Annotated in this window: 14 protein-coding genes and 1 pseudogene; 6 read left to right on the forward strand and 9 right to left on the reverse strand. The window is 62.3% G+C overall.

Annotated elements, in window-relative coordinates; all coding sequences use genetic code 11:
• From DFR34_RS13870 to DFR34_RS13880, 4 genes and pseudogenes are all read right to left on the reverse strand, one after another.
• Positions 1–3,364, reverse strand: a 3,364-nt coding sequence (locus DFR34_RS13870; protein ID WP_245906897.1) for a cadherin domain-containing protein, incomplete at its 3' end; no start/stop codon positions are given.
• A gap of 693 nt (positions 3,365–4,057) precedes the next feature.
• A pseudogene (locus DFR34_RS17905) lies at positions 4,058–4,570 on the reverse strand (DUF4347 domain-containing protein); the annotation flags it as partial.
• 518 nt (positions 4,571–5,088) lie between these two features.
• Positions 5,089–5,808 carry a phage tail protein gene (locus DFR34_RS13875; protein WP_211309423.1) on the reverse strand — a complete coding sequence of 240 codons (720 nt, stop codon included), beginning with the start codon at positions 5,806–5,808 and terminating at the stop codon, positions 5,089–5,091.
• A 634-nt stretch (positions 5,809–6,442) separates the two neighbouring features.
• Complete coding sequence (locus DFR34_RS13880; protein WP_110391766.1) at positions 6,443–6,988, reverse strand: YaeQ family protein; 546 nt, start codon at positions 6,986–6,988, stop codon at positions 6,443–6,445.
• Between the two features lie 301 nt (positions 6,989–7,289).
• Between DFR34_RS13880 and DFR34_RS13885 the strand changes: the two genes are divergently transcribed.
• Complete coding sequence (locus tag DFR34_RS13885) at positions 7,290–9,509, forward strand: heavy metal translocating P-type ATPase (protein ID WP_110391767.1); 2,220 nt, start codon at positions 7,290–7,292, stop codon at positions 9,507–9,509.
• A gap of 56 nt (positions 9,510–9,565) precedes the next feature.
• On the opposite strand, the gene DFR34_RS13890 is transcribed toward DFR34_RS13885, so the two are convergent.
• The 3 genes from DFR34_RS13890 to DFR34_RS13900 all read right to left on the reverse strand — a co-directional run bounded on the left by DFR34_RS13890 (position 9,566) and on the right by DFR34_RS13900 (position 13,527).
• Positions 9,566–10,009, reverse strand: a complete 444-nt coding sequence (locus tag DFR34_RS13890) for a Fur family transcriptional regulator (RefSeq protein WP_110391768.1) — start codon at positions 10,007–10,009, stop codon at positions 9,566–9,568.
• Positions 10,010–10,263: 254 nt separating this feature from the next.
• The gene (locus DFR34_RS13895; RefSeq protein ID WP_211309424.1) at positions 10,264–10,980 is read right to left on the reverse strand and encodes a cytochrome-c peroxidase; all 717 of its coding nucleotides are present in this window, start codon (positions 10,978–10,980) and stop codon (positions 10,264–10,266) included.
• Positions 10,981–11,016: 36 nt separating this feature from the next.
• Positions 11,017–13,527, reverse strand: coding sequence for a Tn3 family transposase (locus DFR34_RS13900; RefSeq protein WP_110391769.1), 2,511 nt, complete (start codon positions 13,525–13,527; stop codon positions 11,017–11,019).
• A gap of 441 nt (positions 13,528–13,968) precedes the next feature.
• Between DFR34_RS13900 and DFR34_RS13910 the strand changes: the two genes are divergently transcribed.
• The 5 genes from DFR34_RS13910 to DFR34_RS13930 all read left to right on the forward strand — a co-directional run bounded on the left by DFR34_RS13910 (position 13,969) and on the right by DFR34_RS13930 (position 16,322).
• Entirely contained in the window at positions 13,969–14,325 is a 357-nt protein-coding gene (locus DFR34_RS13910) for a cupin domain-containing protein (protein ID WP_003465043.1), read from the forward strand.
• Positions 14,326–14,765: 440 nt separating this feature from the next.
• Positions 14,766–14,906 (forward strand): hypothetical protein, encoded by a 141-nt coding sequence (locus DFR34_RS17965; RefSeq protein WP_354657857.1) that lies wholly within the window; start codon positions 14,766–14,768, stop codon positions 14,904–14,906.
• Positions 14,903–15,403 carry a hypothetical protein gene (locus DFR34_RS13920; protein WP_003100856.1) on the forward strand — a complete coding sequence of 167 codons (501 nt, stop codon included), beginning with the start codon at positions 14,903–14,905 and terminating at the stop codon, positions 15,401–15,403. The genes DFR34_RS17965 and DFR34_RS13920 overlap by 4 nt, the downstream gene beginning before the upstream one ends.
• Entirely contained in the window at positions 15,400–15,771 is a 372-nt protein-coding gene (locus DFR34_RS13925) for a hypothetical protein (RefSeq protein ID WP_003100853.1), read from the forward strand. The genes DFR34_RS13920 and DFR34_RS13925 overlap by 4 nt, the downstream gene beginning before the upstream one ends.
• The gene (locus tag DFR34_RS13930) at positions 15,765–16,322 is read left to right on the forward strand and encodes a recombinase family protein (RefSeq protein WP_003100847.1); all 558 of its coding nucleotides are present in this window, start codon (positions 15,765–15,767) and stop codon (positions 16,320–16,322) included. The genes DFR34_RS13925 and DFR34_RS13930 overlap by 7 nt, the downstream gene beginning before the upstream one ends.
• Here DFR34_RS13930 and DFR34_RS13935 read toward each other — a convergent pair.
• Entirely contained in the window at positions 16,319–16,630 is a 312-nt protein-coding gene (locus DFR34_RS13935; protein WP_211309425.1) for a cytochrome c peroxidase, read from the reverse strand. The two genes, DFR34_RS13930 and DFR34_RS13935, sit on opposite strands and share 4 nt — an antisense overlap.
• A 281-nt stretch (positions 16,631–16,911) precedes the next feature.
• A complete protein-coding gene (locus DFR34_RS17200; RefSeq protein ID WP_158281837.1) occupies positions 16,912–18,786 on the reverse strand; it encodes a methyl-accepting chemotaxis protein in 1,875 nt (624 codons plus the stop codon).
• Between the last annotated feature and the right edge of the window lie 84 nt (positions 18,787–18,870).

Below are 18,870 nucleotides of genomic sequence, written 5' to 3' on the forward strand. Positions count from 1 at the left end.
CGGATTTGTCCACCGTGCGGCTCTTGATGGCGGTGATCAGGTCGGTTTTGTCGGTCTTGGTGCTGTCGCCGCCGATGGAGGTCATGCCGATGCCGACCGGGATTTCTGCTTTGATGGCAGGCGTGGTGTTGCTGCCGGCCAGCGGGATGTCGGCATTGGCGCTGGCGCCGTCCTGGTCCTGACGGCCAGCAGTAACCACCGGGATGATTTTGCTGGGCACGCTGCTGCCGTCGCTACGGGTCACCGTGCCAGAGGTCACATTGACGCCATCCACCAAGGTGCTGGAAGATGAAGAACCGCTGCCCCCACCGCCGCCACCGCCCCCTGCGGCAGCCAGATTCAGGGTGACCGAGCCATTGCCGGTTTGCGCACCGCCACCGCTGAAGCCATTGTCGTTGGCCACCAGCGAGAGCGTGACGGTACTGCCGGCACTGGCGCCGACAGCGGTGGCATAGCTGACACCACCGCCCGACAGAAAGGTATTGATGGCGCTTTGCGAGCCGGCCAGCGTGAGCGAGCCACTGCCAGAACCGCTGACCGTCACCCCACCACCGCTGGTCGCCGTGAGCGTGCCGGCCGGCACCGACAGGGCCAGCGAAATGCTGTTGCTGCCAGCATCCTGATCGGCCACGCTGATGCCAGACAGTGCCGCCGCAGAACCGATGGTGATGTTTTGCGAGGCGGGAACAGTGATGACCGGCTTGTCATTGGCATCGGTCAGGGTGACGGTGAAGGCCTTGTCAAAGGTCAGCCCGCCCTGGTCGGTGCTGCGCACGGTGACGGCGTAGCTGTTCTTGGTTTCGTAATCCAGTGTGGTGCCGGCCTTGAACTGCAAGGCTGCACCTGTCACCTGGAAGCTGGCCTGATCAGCGCCGCCAACCACGCTGTAGGTGAAGGTGTTGCCGGTATCCGGGTCGGTGCTGGTGAGGTTGCCGATGTTCAGCGCACTGGCGGTCGAGGTGTTCTCGGCGACGCTGCTGGCCGACAGAGCAATATTGGTCGGTGCCTCGTTGACGTCGGTGACATTGATGGTCACCGCCTTGGTGGTGGTGTTGCTGGCATCCTTGGCATTCACCGTGATGCTGTAGCTGGACTTGGTCTCAAAGTCCGCCGAGGCATTGAGGGTGACCGCGCCGGTGCTGCTGTTGATGCTGAACGAAGCAGCGTCGGTGCCGGACAGGGCGTAGGCAATGGTGTCGCTCTCGGCATCCGTGGCGGTAGCCGTATAAACCACCGTGCTGGTGGCGGCGTTTTCTGCCACGCTGCCGCTGGCGCCGCTGGAGATGACCGGCGCAGCATTCGGCGGCACCACATTCAGGGTTTCGGTCTTGCTGTCGGTCTGCGTGCCGCCCGAGCCGGAGTTACCGCCATCATTGGAGCCAATGCTCAGCGTCACCGTGCCAGTCGCGCCTGCGGCAGTGGTATAGGTGACCTTGCTGGCAGTGATAAAGGCATTGATGTTGGACTGGGTGCCGGTCAGCGTCATCGAGCTGGTGCCGCTGCCCAGCACGGTGACGCCGCTGCCAGTGGTGCTGGTAAACGTGCCAGCCGGCGCCGACAACGAGACAGTGATCGGGTTGGAACCAGAATCCGGATCGGCCACGCTAATGCCGGTCAGCGCCGTGGCAGTGGCCTGCATCACATTCTGCGAGGCGGGCGCCGTCAGCACGGGTTTTTCGTTGACGTTGGTGACATTGATGGTGACAGCCTTGCCAGAGGTATTACTGGAAGCATCCGCAGCAATCAGCGTCAGGTTATAGCTACTCTTGGTTTCGTAGTCCGCCGAGGCGTTCAGTGTCACCGCGCCGGTGCTGCTGTTGATGCTGAACGAGGCAGCGTCGGTTCCACTGAGCGAATAGCTGACTGCGCCGCTTTCCGGATCGCTGGCGGCGGCGGTGTACACCACGGTGCTGGTGGCGGCATTTTCGGCGACAGAGCCAGTGGCGCCGCTAGTGATGTTTGGCGCTTCGTTGACGTCGGTGACATTGATGGTCACCGCCTTGGTGGTGGTGTTGCTGGCATCTTTGGCGTTGACGGTGATGCTGTAGCTGGACTTGGTTTCAAAGTCAGCCGGGCTGACCAGCCGCACGGCGCCAGCAGTGTCGATGGTGAACGACGCCGCGTCGGTTCCGGTCAGCGCATAGGTGAGCGCATCGCTTTCCGGATCGGTGGCCGTGGTGGTGTACACCACGGTGCTGGTGGCGGCGTTCTCCGCCACGCTGCCGCTGGCGCCGCTGGTGATGGTGGGGGCGGCGTTCGCCACGGCAATGTTCAGCGTTTCGGTTGCGCTGTCGGTTTGCGTGCCGCCAGAGCCGCTATTGCCGCCGTCATTGGAGCCAATGCTCAGCGTCACCGTGCCGGTGGCGCCCGCGGCAGTGGTGTAGGTGACTTTGCTGGCGGTGATGAAGGCGTTGATATTGGTTTGCGTGCCGGTCAAGGTCATCGAGCTGGTGCCGCTGCCCAGTGCCGTGACACCGCTGCCGGAGGTGGCGGCAAACGTGCCCGCCGGCGCCGAAAACGACAGGGTGAGCATGTTCGAGCCGGAATCCGGATCGGTCACACTGATGCCGGTCAGCGCAGTGGCGGTGGCCTGGTTGACGCTCTGTGAGGCAGGCGCGGTGATGGCCGGTTTTTCATTGACGTTGGTCACCGCCACGGTGATGACCTTCAGCCCCGTGTTGACGCCATCGACGGCCAGCAGGTTGAGGCTGTAGCTGCTCTTGGTTTCATAGTCGGCCGAGGCTTTCAGCGTGATGGCGCCGGTGGTGCTGTCGATATTGAACGACGCGGCATCGGTGCCACTCAACTTATAATTGACTGTGGCCCCCTCCGGATCCGTGGCCGTCGCCGTGTACACCACGGTGGAGGTGGGTGCGTTTTCCGCCACGCTGCCAGAGGCAGCGCCGGAAAACACCGGGTTTTCGTTCACATCAGTGACGCTGATGGTCACCGCCTTGGTGCTGCTGGCCGCGCCATCAGACGCCACAATATTGATGTTGTAGGCGTTCTTGACTTCATAGTTGGCCGCAGACACCAGGCGCACCACCCCGGTGCTGCTGTCGATAGTGAGCTGGCCCGCATCGGCGCCAGACAGCGAATAAGAGATAGGATTACTCTCGGCATCGGTGGCGGTGGCGGTGTACACCACGACGGAGGTGCTGGAGTTTTCGCCGACCGAGCCGCCGGCGCCACTGGTGATGGTGGGGGCGGTGTTGGGGGCTGGCGTCACCAGCTTGCGCACCATATTGTCCGAAAATGTGCCATACAAGGTGTTGCTGCCGGCCCAGAGTAATTCTGTGACCTGCGCACCGGTAAAGGTGTTCTCCGGCGTGACAGCACCGCCGCCAGCACCTGTTTTATACACCTTACCATCACCACCAAACGACCCTGTGCCAATATAAAAATTTGTGCCGTCACTGGTGATCGACCGTGGCTCATCACTCAATCCAGTGACAAAATCGCTGGGGCTGGCCAGGGAGATGGCGCCGCCAGAAGCGGCAAACTTGATGACTTTGCCATCGCTTGGGCTGGTGGCATACAGGTTGTTGGCGGCATCAATATATAGCTGTTGCGCACCATTTACCGTCGCCGATGCCAGTACAGAAGCGAGCGTGAGTGGGCCGCCAGAAGCCGGGAGCTTGTACACTTTACTGGCGCCGCTATCTGCGGCATAAAGGTAACCATCGGATCCAACCACGATATCAGAGATATTATTGAATCCAGAGGCAAACGAAACGCCGCCTACATTGCTGGGCACCCCGCCACTGGCGGGGTATTTCATAATGATGCCGCTCCCTGTGCCAAGGTATAAGTTGCCCGCTGTATCAATCGCTACGCAGGTGGCGTTTGTGATGGTTGCAAAAGCGGTGTTTACCGCTCCACCCGTAATGGCTCCTCCACTGGCGGCATATTTGTAAAGCGTATTGTCATCAATAGATACGACATATAAATTATTTTGGCTATCAATAGCCAAGTCCTCTGGCGTACCCACGCCGGTCGCAAAACTATTGGTGACGGTAAGCGCCAGCGTCCCCATATACTCGTCCAGCGTCAGCGCTGCGCTATTGACTGCACCTGAATGGGTTTCCAGCACCCAATCCCCCCCCAACGCGCTTGCGCCAGTGAGGTTGCTGGATGCCGCGACATCGGCGCGGGTGATGGCGGCAAGCTGCCGCACCAGCGTTTCACCGGCCTCCCCTGCGCCTACATCGCAACCATACAGCAGCAGATCACCGTCTTCGCCAAGTGCTTGGCCAATTGCATTAAGCTCGGCGCTGTACTGCGACAGTGAATCTTGAGTGAGTGTAATGCTGCCCAAGTTAAGTTGCCCTGCCGCGCCATGCGACAGCACATGAATAGCGTCCAGCGAGCCGGGTTGGAGGGTGGCCAGGTAGCTTGCCATTTGCGCCAGGCCATCCTGCGCGCTATCCAGCACGATCACCTCGGCATTGGCCGCCATCTGACGGGACAATAGACCCCAGTCGTACAAATTATTTTCAATGAACACCACTTGGCGCGCAGGCTGCGCTGCCGGGATGGATGAAAGTGCATTGATCGTAACGGTATCCATAGCTCCCCCTGAGCCTCTTGATCACATTGCCAGACCATCAGTCACGGCGACAACGCGCCAGACTGAATGTCCACCACAAGCCATGCGCACCACATATGGGCGCCAGCAGCATGCCACATGCCATGTTTAAGATAGACTTGAAAATCAGGCAGGAGGCTCACAACCTGTGCAACAGGAAGGCTGGCGGCGGCTTGGCAAGTTAGACAACAATAAGAGCCGCTAACAAAACCCTCCTGGCGTTGCTGCCCGACCTTGCCGTACTTTCTTGTACTGCCTGCGGTCGTGCGCCCAGCCAGGAGTGCTGCGCTGGATTTTGTTAGCGACTCTAAACCTACATATTAAAGCATTACGGCGACAGCAAACAGCTACATGAAGAAATCTGACCCAAACCTAACAGTATCGTGGCAGATATATTAACATCCGCCATATTTTCATAATGCCTCATACCGTGCGTGCCCAGGTTTCTGCCAAGACACCTGGGCAAACCAGCGCATGCGAAATACGCTATCACATGCCGCTTACGGGCGCACCGGATACATACCTTCCACGGCGATAATGTAGCGCAGCGTGAATGATGGCTGCACGGTGCTCATGGCCACAGGCACAGCCACAGCCAGCGGCACCGGCTGCTGTGCCGCCAATGCGTTCGCAGAGCCTACCGCCACTGTGCCAGAGACAGTAGGCAGGGTTGCACTTGCCGTAAATGGCTTGAGTGTCGTGGTGGCGGCGGCCGTACTATAGATTTTTGCCGCAGAGGAACTTACCAGCCCCTTACCCAAGACTGAAGCACTGCTAGGCACATTGTTGTCGCTGGAGGCAGCATCTACCGGAATAGACACACTGACGCTGGCGCTGCTGGCGGTTGTGCTGGTGAATGTGGCGGTATGGGTATGCGCAGGCAGCGGCACTTGATTAGCCTGCAAAGTCACCGAACCCGTGCCCGTGGCAGTCATGGTCGAGGTGGCGGAGCCCGGCGTCAAGCCAACTTGGCCCGTTGACCCCATCGCCACACGCCCAAGCAGATTTGGCAGCTTGAACGTACTGGAGCCATTGCCGCCATAGGTCTGACCCAACAGTGAATACAGCGCAGTATATTGCTGAACTTGCAACTCTTGGCCTTCACAGGCCAGCCAGCCTACGGGCACCCAGTTCAACGGCCACAGGATGATTTGCCCCAAAATCGGATCCATTGTCTTGCTCCTTTGGTTTTTGTGTATCTGTTTGTTGAATGTGGGCATCGCCCAAACATCATTCACTCGCCACTTGCATCCATTTTGGCTGGTGAATAATCTATTGTCATTTAAGGCGCAACATGCTGCACAGACGTTATGTCAAGAGGGCCTTGTTTTGCTGATGAAAAAATAGCGTGCTTAACAAAGACCACTTTGCCCAAGTATCAAATATTCCAGCTGACAAAAACTGACAAGTCCTGATTAATAGGGTAAGCCTATGCGTCTGTTGCGGCGATGACAGCAGCCAAGCTACAACGCATGAATAAGGTCAAAGTGAAATCATTCTGCGCGGCATGCAAACAAAAGCATATACGTAGAAATACCAAAAGCGATTACATCCGAAGACAGCTTGGCGTCGATGTGATCAAGGAAAATGCTAATGCTATTAAAAAATTCATAATGGATTGATTGGTATTGACTTGCGTCCTGTAGACGCACGCTCGCCTGTTGTCTATTGAGCGTGCGAAGCCATTCCACGCCATGCTTTTGCGTGAGGTGTGCAGTCGAGGATGGCGCATGCCGTGTGGCGCTTCAGCAAGCGCAGTGTCGCGCCGCTAAACCCCTGCTGGCGTTGTGGCGCAGCCTCGTTATTGGCTGCGGCCGCAGGCGCACGGCGCTGCGTTTGGTGAGCGGCGCTTAATCACTGGCTGCGTTGCCAGAATTCCCCTTCCACCAGCACCGAGCGTTCGCCGCTGCTCAGCCACATCTGGCCATCCTGGATGGTGGCCTGCAGCTGCATGCTGCGTTCGGTGAGGGTGGTCAGTTGCTGCAAGGTTTCGGGCGGGATGCTGACCACGGTCAGGTTGGCAAAACGGCTGGCCTTGCCTTGCATGCCCTGCCACCAGATTTCACTGGCGCGCCCTCCGTAGCAATACAGCCAGACCTGATCAGCGCGGCCGCACGCTTTGCGCAAACGTTTTTCGTCTGGTTCGCCTAAATCAATCCACAGCTCGATTTCATCAGCGTAGTTTTTACGCCACACCTCCGGCTCATCGTCGGCGCACAAGCCCTTGGTGAAGCTCAGTTGTTCATCGGCATGCAAGGCAAATGCAGCAATGCGCAACATCATGCGCTCGTCGTTCTCGGAAGGATGGCGAGCAATGGTCAAGGCATGGCTGGCGTAATAGCCGCGATCCATGTCGGAGATATTAAGGTCAGCTTTAAAAATGGTGGCTTTCAGCGCCATGGGAGCATCCGTTGCAAAAGTCGGCAAAGGCGCGAGCATACTCGCGTCGTCGAAGGGAGACAAAACTCACGCACGGCAAAACTGGACGCTGGCGGCGCGTTTTGTGCATGAATGGCAAGCAATTGAATCTGCGCGCTTGACTCTGGAGTTGCTCCAGAGTGTTTACTGTCGGCATGCCGCATTTCGCGCCGCTCACCAAACCCAGCGCAGCATGCCTGGTTAGGCGCGTGCCCACGCCAGCCGCCTGGCACGCGAAATGCACGAACACCGTGATGTTGTGGCCGACAGAAAGGGATGCGCCATGTCCGAGTTAAAACCCCTGCCGATTTACCGCGCCAGCCCGACGCCGCCAGCCAGTGGCGACAGCTGCCATGGCGCGTGCAGTTGCGGGCATCCGCCTGCCACGCCGCCCAGCCCTGCCGCGCCGCCCAGCCAGTTGGCGGCGGGTCATACGCGCAGCGTGGTGCGCATTGCCCAGATGGATTGTCCGGTAGAAGCCAATATGATCGAACACGCGCTGGGCAAGCTGCCACAGGTGTCGGCGCTGGCGTTTAATCTGCTCAAGCGCGAGCTCACCGTCGATCATGCGCCGGGCAGCGAGCCACACTGGCAGGCGGCGATTGTCGCGCTGGGCTTTACCGTCGAGGCCGCCGACGCGCCGGCCGCGCCGCCGCCGCCCGAGCGCTGGCTGGGGCTGGCCTTGTCTGGCGCGGCGGCGCTAGGCGCCGAGCTGGCGCACGCCTTTGCCCCCTGGCCATGGCTGTCGGCCGTGCTGGCGCTGGCGGCGATTGCCGGCTGTGGGCTAAGCACCTACCGCAAAGGCTGGCTGGCCTTGCGCCAGCGCACGCTGAACATCAATGCGCTGATGAGCGTGGCGGTGACCGGCGCAGTGTTGATCGGCCAGTGGCCAGAAGCCGCGATGGTGATGTGTTTGTTTGTGCTGGCCGAGCGCATCGAGGCGCGCTCGCTGGCGCGCGCCCGCGACGCCATCAGCAGCCTGATGGCGGTGACGCCAGACACCGCCTGGGTGCAAACCGCCGACGGCCAATGGCGGCAATGCCCGGCCAGCGAGCTGAGCGCCGGCAGCGTGCTGCGCGTGCTGCCCGGCGAACGGGTGGCGCTGGATGCCGTCATCACCGCCGGCGCGTCGGCGCTGGACCAATCGCCAATCACCGGCGAAAGCGTGCCGGTGGATAAAACCATCGGCGACACGGTGTTTGCCGGCAGCCTGAACACCTATGGCGAACTCACCCTGCGCGCCAGCGCGCCGGCCAGCGAATCCACCCTGGCGCGCATTCTGCACGCCATCGAACAAGCCGAATCGCGCCGCGCGCCCACGCAACGCTTTGTCGATCAATTTGCCCGACACTACACCCCGGCGGTGTTCGCCCTGGCCTTGCTGGCCGCCATGGCCCCGCCGCTGCTGGGCTGGGCCGGCTGGCTGGACAGCGTATATCAGGCGCTGGTGATGCTGGTGATTGCCTGCCCGTGCGCGCTGGTGATTTCCACCCCGGTCACCCTGGTCAGCGGCCTGGCCGCCGCCGCGCGGCATGGCGTGCTGGTGAAGGGCGGCGCGGTGCTGGAGCAAGGCGCGCGGCTGCGCGCGCTGGCGCTGGACAAAACCGGCACGCTGACGCTGGGCCAGCCGCGCCTGCAACAGGCGCGCGCGCTGCGCGGCGAGCTGGCCGACTGGCGTCAGGCTGCTGGCGCGCTGGCGGCGCGCTCGGACCACCCGGTGTCGCGCGCCCTGGCGCTGAGCGAGGCTGCCGCCTGGGCGTTTGCCGGCGTGCGCGCCTGGCCGGGCGAGGGCATCAGCGGTGAACAGCATGGCGAAACCTACTGGCTGGGCAATCGTCGCCTGGCGGCGCGCTTTGCTGCGGAATCCAGCGAGCTGGACGCCGCGCTGGCCGACTGGGACGCGCAAGGCTACACCCCGGTGCTGTTTGGCTGCGGAGCGCATACGCTGGCGCTGTTTGCCGTGGCCGACCAGCTGCGCCCCGCCGCGCCCGAGGCGGTGGCCGCGCTGTCGGCGCTGGGCGTGCACAGCGCCATGCTGACCGGCGACGGCGCCGCGCCCGCGCAAGCGGTGGCGGCGCAGCTGTCGCTGAATGAAGTGCGCGCCGGGCTGTTGCCGCAAGACAAGCTCAGTGAAATCGAAGCCCTGCAAACGCGCCACGGCGTGGTGGGCATGGTGGGCGACGGCATCAACGACGGCCCGGCGCTGGCGCGCGCCGACGTCGGCTTTGCCATGGGCGCCGCCGGCTCGGCCACCGCGCTGGAAGTGGCCGACGTGGCGCTGATGGACGACGACCCGCGCAAGCTGGCCTGGTTTATCCGCCTGGCGCGGCACACCCGCACCGTGCTGTGGCAGAACATTGGCCTGGCGCTGGGGCTGAAAGTGGTGTTTTTAGGCTTGACGCTCAGCGGCCATGGCAGCCTGTGGCTGGCGGTGTTCGCCGATGTCGGCGCCAGCCTGTTGGTGGTGGGCAATGGCTTGCGGGTGCTGCGCTTTACCCGCTGAGCGCGCCCAAACCCGCAGGCCGCGCAGCGAGGCCAGGCGGGTTTTGTGAGCGGCGCTTAATTGCGTGGGGCGGGCTGGCCGTCCTCTCGCGGACGCACCCGCACAATCACTTCGATTTGCTCCAGCTCCAAGCCGTCGGGCAGCACCGGCGCACCAGACAGGCGCAGGGTGTCGGCCGGGATGTCGGTCAGCTCGCCGGTAGCGCTGTTATACAAATGGTGATGTGGCTGGGGATTGGAATCAAACATGGTTTTTCCCGGCTCCACCGCCAGTTCGCGCAGCAGGCCGCGGGCGGTGAACAGCTTGAGGGTGTTGTACACCGTGGCGCGCGACAAGCCGCTGGTGTAGTGGCTGGCGCACTGTTGCACCTGCTCGGCGCTCAGGTGCACCGGCAGCGGCAACAGCACACGGGCAATGGCCAGCCGTTGCGCGGTCACCGGGATACCGGCGCGCAACAAATGACCGGACACATCCGGCAGGGAAGGCAGCAAAGTGGGCATGGCAACGCCTCTTGCACAACAGAACCATGAAACGGCGCACGATGGCGCGCCGGCCGGGTGCTGTCAAGCCCATGCCCACACGCCATCCGGATGGCATATGACCCACGGCGTCCAGAACGTATCACGCTCGGGCACTGCGGGTCGCTCAGGCGCTGTCGATTTGCAGCACACAGCGCACGGCCATCCTGCCCCGCTGCCCAGCCGCCACCCAGGCAAAATGACGCAGCAGCGGCAGGCAGGGTGCGTGCGGCGTTTCAGTCAAACGGACGCGGGCGCGGGGTGCTGTCGGTGGACGGTGGCAGAATCGGCAGTTTGAAATCCGGTTGCTTGCCGGTCAGCGTTTTCAAGAAGCTCACCACATCGCCGATTTCCTGCTCGGTAAACTTCTTGCCCAGTTGCAGACGGCCCATCACGTCCACCGCCTGCGCCAGGGTGGCGGCTTCGCCATCGTGGAAGTACGGGTAGGTCAGTTCGACATTGCGCAGCGTGGGCACCTTGAAGGTAAACCGATCGGCATCCTTACCAGTGACTGCTACGCGCCCCTCGGCCGGGTTGCTGGTTTTGTACGGCTCGACCTGGCCCATTTTCTGGAAGGAATTGCCGCCAACGTTCGGGCCATTGTGACAGGCCACACAACCGCTGTTCTTGAAAGTTTGGTAGCCGCGCAGCTCCTGGGCGCTCAGCGCCTTTTTATTGCCCTTCAGCCATTGGTCAAAGCGGCTGTCCGGGGTGACCAGGGTGTCTTCAAAGGCGGCAATCGCCGTGGTGACCTTGCCGATGTCGATGGCGGGTTCGCCGTAGACCTTTTTGAATTCGTTGACATACTGCGGAATCGAGCGCAGCACATCCACCGCCAGCGCGTGGCTGAAGGCCATTTCTTTGGGGTTGGCGATCGGGCCGCCGGCTTGTTCTTTCAGGTCTTTGGCGCGGCCATCCCAGAACTGGGCCAGGTTCAGCCGCGAATTGAGCACGGTGGGGTCGTCTCAGAAAACGGAAAATAAAGCACGCTAAGCCGGTTGCAGCGGCCGTAGCGGCCTGAACTTGCCCGCGCCGATCTTGGCGCTGCTGCGCCAGAGGTAATCGCCGGTCAGGTTGATGTGCTCCCAGCCGAGCGGCGACAGGTACTGCAACAGGCCGTCATCGACGGCTTGACCGTGGCCACGCAAGGCGTTCGCGGCCCGCTCCAGATAGACCGTGTTCCATAGCACGATGGCCGCCGTCACCAGGTTGAGGCCGCTGGCCCGGTAGCGCTGCTGCTCGAAGCTGCGGTCGCGGATTTCCCCCAGGCGGTTGAAGAACACGGCGCGGGCCAGCGCGTTGCGCGCCTCGCCTTTGTTCAGCCCGGCATGCACGCGGCGGCGCAGCTCGACGCTTTGCAGCCAGTCCAGGATGAACAGTGTGCGCTCGATGCGTCCCAGCTCACGCAGGGCGACGGCCAGGCCGTTCTGGCGCGGGTAGCTGCCAAGCTTCCTGAGCATCAGCGAGGCCGTCGCCGTGCCCTGCTTGATCGAGGTGGCCATCCGCAGGATTTCATCCCAATGGGCGCGGACGTGCTTGATGTTGAGCGTGCCGCCGATCATCGGTTTCAACGCCTCGTAGGTGGCATCGCCCTTCGGGATGTAGAGCTTGGTGTCGCCCAGGTCACGAATGCGCGGGGCGAAGCGGAAGCCCAGCAGGTGCATCAACGCGAAGACGTGGTCCGTGAACCCTGCCGTGTCGGTGTAGTGCTCCTCGATCCGCAGGTCGGATTCGTGATACAGCAGGCCGTCGAGCACGTAGGTCGAGTCGCGCACGCCGACGTTCACGACCTTGGTGTGGAACGGCGCGTACTGGTCGGAGATATGGGTGTAGAACGTCCGCCCTGGGCTGCTGCCGTATTTCGGATTGATGTGGCCGGTGCTCTCGGCCTTGCTGCCGGTGCGGAAGTTCTGGCCGTCCGACGATGACGTGGTGCCGTCGCCCCAATGCTCGGCGAAGGGATGTCGGAACTGCGCGTTGACCAGCTCGGCCAGTGCCGCCCCGTAGGTTTCGTCGCGGATGTGCCAGGCTTGCAGCCAGGCCAGCTTGGCGTAGGTCGTGCCGGGGCACGATTCCGCCATCTTGGTCAGGCCCAGGTTGATCGCGTCGGCGAGGATCGTGGTCAGCAACAGGTTTTTGTCCTTGGCCAGGTCGCCTGACTTCAGGTGGGCGAAGTGCCGGGTGAAGCCCGTCCATTCGTCTACCTCCAGCAGCAATTCGGTGATCTTGACGTGCGGTAGGATCATCGCCGTCTGGTCGATCAGGGCCTGTGCGGTATCGGGCACCGCCGCATCGAGCGGCGTGATCTTCAGGCCCGACTCCGTGATGATGGCGTCCGGCAGCTCGTTGGCCAGCGCCATGCGGTTGACGGTGGCGAGCTGCGTTTCCAGCAGCGTCAGCCGGTCATGCAGGTACTGGTCGCAATCGGTGGCCACGGCCAGCGGCAATTCGCTGGCCTGCTTGAGGCTGGCGAATTTCGCGGGCGGCACCAGGTAGTCCTCGAAGTCCTTGAACTGGCGCGAGCCTTGCACCCAGATGTCGCCGGAGCGCAGCGCGTTCTTCAGCTCCGACAGCGCGCACAGTTCGTAGTAGCGCCGGTCGATGCCGGTGTCGGTCATCACCAGCTTCTGCCAGCGCGGCTTGATGAACTCGGTCGGCGCGTCGGTGGGCACCTTGCGGGCGTTGTCGCTGTTCATGCTGCGCAGCACCTCGATGGCGTCGAGTACGTCCTTGGCGGCGGGCGCGGCCCGCAACTTGAGCACGTCGAGAAATTCCGGCGCGTAGCGGCGCAGCGTGGCGTAGCTCTCGCCGATGCGGTGCAGGAAATCGAAGTCCTCGGGTTGCGCGAGCCGCTGCGCTTCGGTGACGCTCTCGGCGAAAGCATCCCAGGACATGACGGCCTCGATGGCGGCGAACGGATCGCGGCCCGCTTGCTTGGCCTCGATCAGCGCCTGGCCGATGCGCCCGAACAGACGCCGGTTGGCGCGGGTAATCGCTTCGGCGCTCGCCCGCTCGACGGCGTTGAGGGCGGGCACAATGACCGACTGCCGCCGCAGGTGCTCGATCAAGGCTCTGGCCAGCACGATGCCCTTGTCGGTTTGCATGGCCAGCTCGGTCAGCAACTGGACAGCCTGCCGGTAGTGGCCAATCGTGAACGGCTGGAAGCCGAACACCGTTTGCAGCTCGACCAGGTGCTCGCGTCGGGTCTGCTCACGCTGCCCGTACTCGTCCCAGCTTTCGATGCCGACCTTGAGCTGGTTGGCGACCAGTCTCAGCAATGGCGGGAACGGTGGCTCATCAGCGCCAAGGATGACGCCGGGAAAGCGCAGGTAGCAGAGCTGCACCGCGAAGCCCAGCCGATTGGCCGGGCCGCGCCGCTGCCGGATGATGGAGAGGTCGCTTTCGCTGAACGTGTAGTGACGGATCAACTCATCCTTGGTGTCCGGCAACGCCAGCAGGCTTTCGCGCTCGGCGGCGGAGAGGATCGAACGGCGGGGCATGCGGTTTCCTTCTTCTTGAAAACGTAGGTTTGTGACAAGCCCGCCAAGGCAACCGGCGCGGCACGGGAATCAAGGCATTGCGATTCTCGAAAATAGTTCTTGAAATTCTATTCTTGATTGCATATCATCTCAACGAGTTTCGATAAGAAAGGATGCGCATGCGACCGTCTGTTGTGCTTGACATGAAGCGAAGCGCAGTGCGTGAAGCGGTAGGCCGCTTTCGCGCCGCGAACCCGCGCGTCTTCGGCTCGGTGCTGCATGGCACCGACCGGGATGGCAGCGACCTCGACCTGTTGGTCGATGCGGTTCGCTGGTGGGCAAGGAGGCAGCAGCCGACACGCTCATCGGCAACTGCACGACCGCACGACCAGCCTCCCGTTCAAATTCGAGTTAGAACTCATATCCAGCCTGTCTGGGGGCACTGTGAAAGAGGGATCTCCGATGACTGTTGAATCGAGAATATTTTCTGTAGCCGAGTATGTTCAGCCGTCCGAAGGCGAGCCTATTCGTTCCGTTGTGCTTGAAACCCGAGACTCAATTATCGTGGTTTGGCATGTCCATCCCGGGCAGGAAATTGCGGCTCACATTCATCCTCACGGCCAAGACACGTGGACTGTTTTGTCGGGAATGGCTGATTACTTTCAGGGCAATGGGATTGTTCGTGCCCTCAGGGAAGGTGAGATAGCCGTGGCAAGACCGGGCCAAGTGCACGGGGCGCGAAATACAGGTACCGAGCCATTTGTGTTCGTCTCGGTTGTGGCATCAGCCAATGCCGGTTTCGTATTGGCTGAGCGATAGAGCCCAATCTCTGGAGTTGGTCCAATGAGCGGTCGGGGAGATAGGTAACAGACATGCAGCGGACACGGCTGCTAAACCAGGTCGCAAACCTCCTTGCGTCGCAGCGTGCCGCAAGCGACGCGATCAATCGAATGGGGTCGGCATGAGACTGAACACCATCCAGTTCCCGACCGCGTAGCCGCCTGTCCTGCCGATCAGGTCTTGACCATCGACGCCTGGGATCAGTCCTGAATGTTCTTGGAGACCACTACGTTATGAGCCGCAGCCGCCGCAAAACACCCATCGTCGGGCACACGACCTGCGGCAGCGAGCGCGAGGACAAGAAGCTCTGACATCAGCGCTGGCGCACCCGTGAGCGCACGGCGCTGACCAGCGCGTCGCCCGAAGCCCTGAGCGCCCATCTGCCCCTGCTGGAAAACCAGGCCAGCAGCGTCTGGTCGATGGGCAAGGATGGCCGCTCCTACTGGCCCGTCAAGCGCCAGGCCGCCACGGCGGATCGCATCGCCAATCACAAGGGACGCAACCCGCAAGAACGCGCCTCCCTGAAAAAGCGCCTGCTGCGCAAGTGGATGAGCAAATGAAGCTCTCCTTCCATCAGCACATTGCGCTGTTCTGGATGATCGGTGCTCCGGGCGTCTTCGCGCCCGTGATCGAGAACGCCAAGCGGCCCGATGCCGGCGCCGTCATGGCGTGGGGTGTCGCGATCGTGGCGGTGATGATCCTCTTCACCCCTTTGCTGCTGCGCTGTCCACCATTCCGGCGCTGGTATGGCCGGACGGATGCGCTGTCGGAGCGGCAGCGCCAGGCGCTTGCCGAGCGCGGCCTGCGCCGCTACTACCAGACCGCTTTCGATGACGGCTACGTGCCCCGCGTGATGCCCTACGTGTGGCGCATCATCTGGACGGTCGGCGGGTTGATGGCTGTGACCGCCGTACTGCCTACCAACACCGGACGGCCAGCCTTCGATGCCTTGGTGGTCTTCTCGACCTGGTATCCGATAGGCGTGATGCTGCTGGTTTTCGCGTCGAGGCCCCTTGGCCGGTTGATTCGCCAAAGAGCACAGGAGCGGCGGAAATGAGCACGTCAACCATCGAGGCGCTGGCCAGCGCCTGGGCAAGGATTGCCGAGGAAGCGGAATTCCCCGCTGACTACGAGGGGACTGCCACACCACAAGCGCATCGGGCTAGCGAAGCTATTCAGGAGCAGATTCGGGAGCGCATCGTCGCCACCAACGACATGCGGCTGTTCAGCCTGCTGCACCTGCTGGGTCAGGCGTCGCTGCGCATGGAGCAAGCGCTGTGGCCGGAGGATTACGAGCGGATGACGCGCGAGGTTGAGGAAGCCCTGCGGCAAGCCACCGACGCCAACGCCAGATCGTACACCCACGAAGAAGTGATGCAGGCGATGCAGGAACGCATCGACCGGGCGCGAGACAAGCCATGTTGATTGGCTATGCGCGCGTCTCGACGCAGGATCAGAACCTGGAGCTGCAACGCGAAGCCTTGAGCAAGGCCGGATGTAAAAAGGTCTTCGAGGACAAGGTGAGTGGCACGCGGGCAGACCGGCCTGGCTTGGCCAAGACGCTCGAAATGCTGCGCGAAGGCGATACTTTGGTCGTCTGGAAGCTCGACCGGCTGGGCCGGTCGGTCAAGCAACTGGTCGATCTGGTCGGCGATCTGCACAAGCACGGTGTCCAGTTCAGGAGCCTCACCGACTCCATCGACACCGGCACACCATCCGGGCGGTTCTTCTTCCACGTCATGGCGAGCCTTGCCGAAATGGAGCGCGAGCTGACCGTCGAGCGCACCCGCGCCGGGCTGGAAGTCGCCAAGCAGCTCGGCCGCAAAGGCGGCCGCAAGCCGAAGATGACCGACAGCAAGATCGAGTCGGCCAAGAAGCTGCTGGCCAGCGGGGTGCCGCCCAAGGACGTGGCCAAGAACCTCGGCGTGTCCATTCCGACGCTGTACCGCTGGGTGCCAGCCTCCACGCACGCTTAGCGTGCTTTATTTTCCGTTTTCTGAGACGACCCCACGGTGGGCGAGTTGATCGGGCCTTGTTGCCAGTGGTCGCCGATGGAGGTTTTCAGGTTGTCACTGCCGCCCATGCTCAGGTTGTGGCAGGAGTTACAGGAAATAAAGCCGGATTTGGACAGACGCGGGTCAAAGAACAGCTTTTTGCCCAGCTCCACCATGGCCGGGTTGCCCGGTTTGGCGGCGGCAATCGGCTGAATCGGCTCGGCGGCCCAGGCCATGCTGATGGCGGATGCCAACAGCGCGCCGCTCATCGCCCAGTGCAGTGTTTTCATGATATTTCCCTTCTGACGGTGTGGCGCCGGCCATGGCCCAAATGGGCTGACTTAGCGTGGCTCACAAAACCCTTCTGGCGTTGTTGTGTGACCTTGCCGTACGACTTGTACTGTCTACGGTCACACGCCTAGGCAGGCGTGCTGCGCTGGGTTTTGTTAGCCGCGCTTAGCGGCCGGCTTTTTAGACAATGTCTAAAACACACTGTAAGCACTGGAAATATTTTGTTCTTGACCGACATCAAGCAGGGCAGGATTAGTCTCCCACATGGCATGTTTTTTAACTACAAGCGAAAATGCGCCATGTTTTCCTGCAAAGTCTGCGCCTGAGCGCCCATTTGTTCGGCAGTGGCAGCCAGTTGCTCAGAGGCTGAGGCAGCGTGTTGGGTGGACTGGTTCAACAAACCCATGGCGCGGTTGATTTGCTCGACACCCGTGGCTTGCTCAGCACTGGCGCGGGCGATTTCTTGCACCTGTGTGGCAGTGTGCAAAATGGCCGGGGTCATCTTGGTCAGCAATTGCCCGGCCTGCTCTGCCTGGCGCACGCTGCCCTCGGCCAGCCGGCCGATTTCCTGCGCGGCCACCTGGCTGCGCTCGGCCAGCTTGCGCACCTCGCTGGCCACCACAGCAAAGCCTTTGCCCTGCGCCCCCGCGCGGGCGGCCTCAATGGCGGCATTCAGCGCCAGCAGATTGGTCTGATAGGTGATGTCGTCGATGATGCAGATTTTGTCGGCAATCTGGCGCATGGCGTCTACCGTGGCGCTGACAGCCTGTTCGCCAGTTTGCGCCTGTCCGGCAGCTTGCGCCGCCTGATGGTCGGCTTGGCGGGCGTTGTCGGCGCTGTGCTCGATGGCGGCGCTCATTTCTTCCATGGCCGAGCTGGTTTCTTCGACTGATGCGGCCTGGGTAGAGGCCGACTGCGCCAGCGATTGCGAGGTCACCGACACCTGCTCGGCAGCATTGCTCAGTTGCTCCGAGGCACTGCGCACTTCGCCAATCATATGGGCCAGATGCTGGATGGTGTATTGCAGCGAGGATTGCAGCTCGCCCAATTCGTCCTGCGCGTCCACCTCCACCCGGGCGGTCAAATCCCCGCTGGCCAGTTGGCGGGCGGTCACCGCCGTGCGATGAATGCCGGCAAGCACCCGGTTAACCAGCAGGCCAAACGCCACGGCCAGCGCCAGCATCAACACATTGGCGGCCATCGACACGCCGACATTCCAGCGCGCCGCCTGGCGCAGGCTCAGCACCTGCTGGTGAATGCCATCGGCCAGTTGGTCTTCCAGCCCTTTCATGGCGTCGATCTTGCGGGTGATGGTGGCAAACCACACATCTGCCGCCACGCCAAAGCCACCCAGCCGGGCGCGCTCCAGCACACGCTTGCGCATGGCCTCGGTATCCTGCGCCGCCGGCGTGGCCAATAGCGCATCCAGCGCCGCGCGCTGCGTGGCGCCGGCCTGCTCGCGAAACTGCGCCAGATAGACCGACTGTGTCGTCAGCACGCCCAACAAGCGGGCATACAGCGCATCGTCCAGCGCGGTGTCTGCCGTCACGGCGGCATTCAGGGTGGCGCGCTCGCGGCCGGCTTGTTCCTTGGCGCCGATAAAGCGGATATACGCCGACAGCTCACGCGCCAGATCCACATCGCTGGCCTGCGCCGGCAGGTGGGCCAGCACCGCCAGATAGGCATCAATGGTGGCGGTGTACTGGGCAAATGAAGCGGGGCCGGCCACGCTCAGCCCGCTGATGCCGGCGCGCAGCGCACGCACGGCGGCAAACTGGCGGTCGGCCGCCGACAGCGCCGCGCTGGCCGACTCACCCAGGACGGCAGCCGGGTTCTGCCCGTTCAGTCGCGCGCTCAGGGCCTGGTGTGCCCGATCACCCAGTTCGCGCTGCTTGCCCAGTTCCGGGCCAAAGCGCTTGCCCTGCGTGCCAATCCAGCCGGCCGACAGACCGCGCTCTTTTTGCAGCTCATGCACCACCGCACTGACCGAACGGGCGGTTTGCTCCAGGGCCTCCATGCGTTGCAGGCGCTGCAAGGTCTGCCAGTTGCTCCAGGCATCAGTCAGCGCATAGGCCATCACACCCAGCAAAGTCAGGCTGAACAACAGATACAGACGGACGCGAATCGAGCGCCAGCCAAACGAGGGTGCGTGCATGACGAGGTCTCCTCCGTGGAGCGCTGCCCTGGCTGGGGGAGAGCGACAGGCAAACGCAACCGAGATCCGGCCTGAGGCCAGTTG

The organism is Rivihabitans pingtungensis (genome assembly GCF_003201855.1).
GTDB lineage: Bacteria > Pseudomonadota > Gammaproteobacteria > Burkholderiales > Aquaspirillaceae > Rivihabitans > Rivihabitans pingtungensis.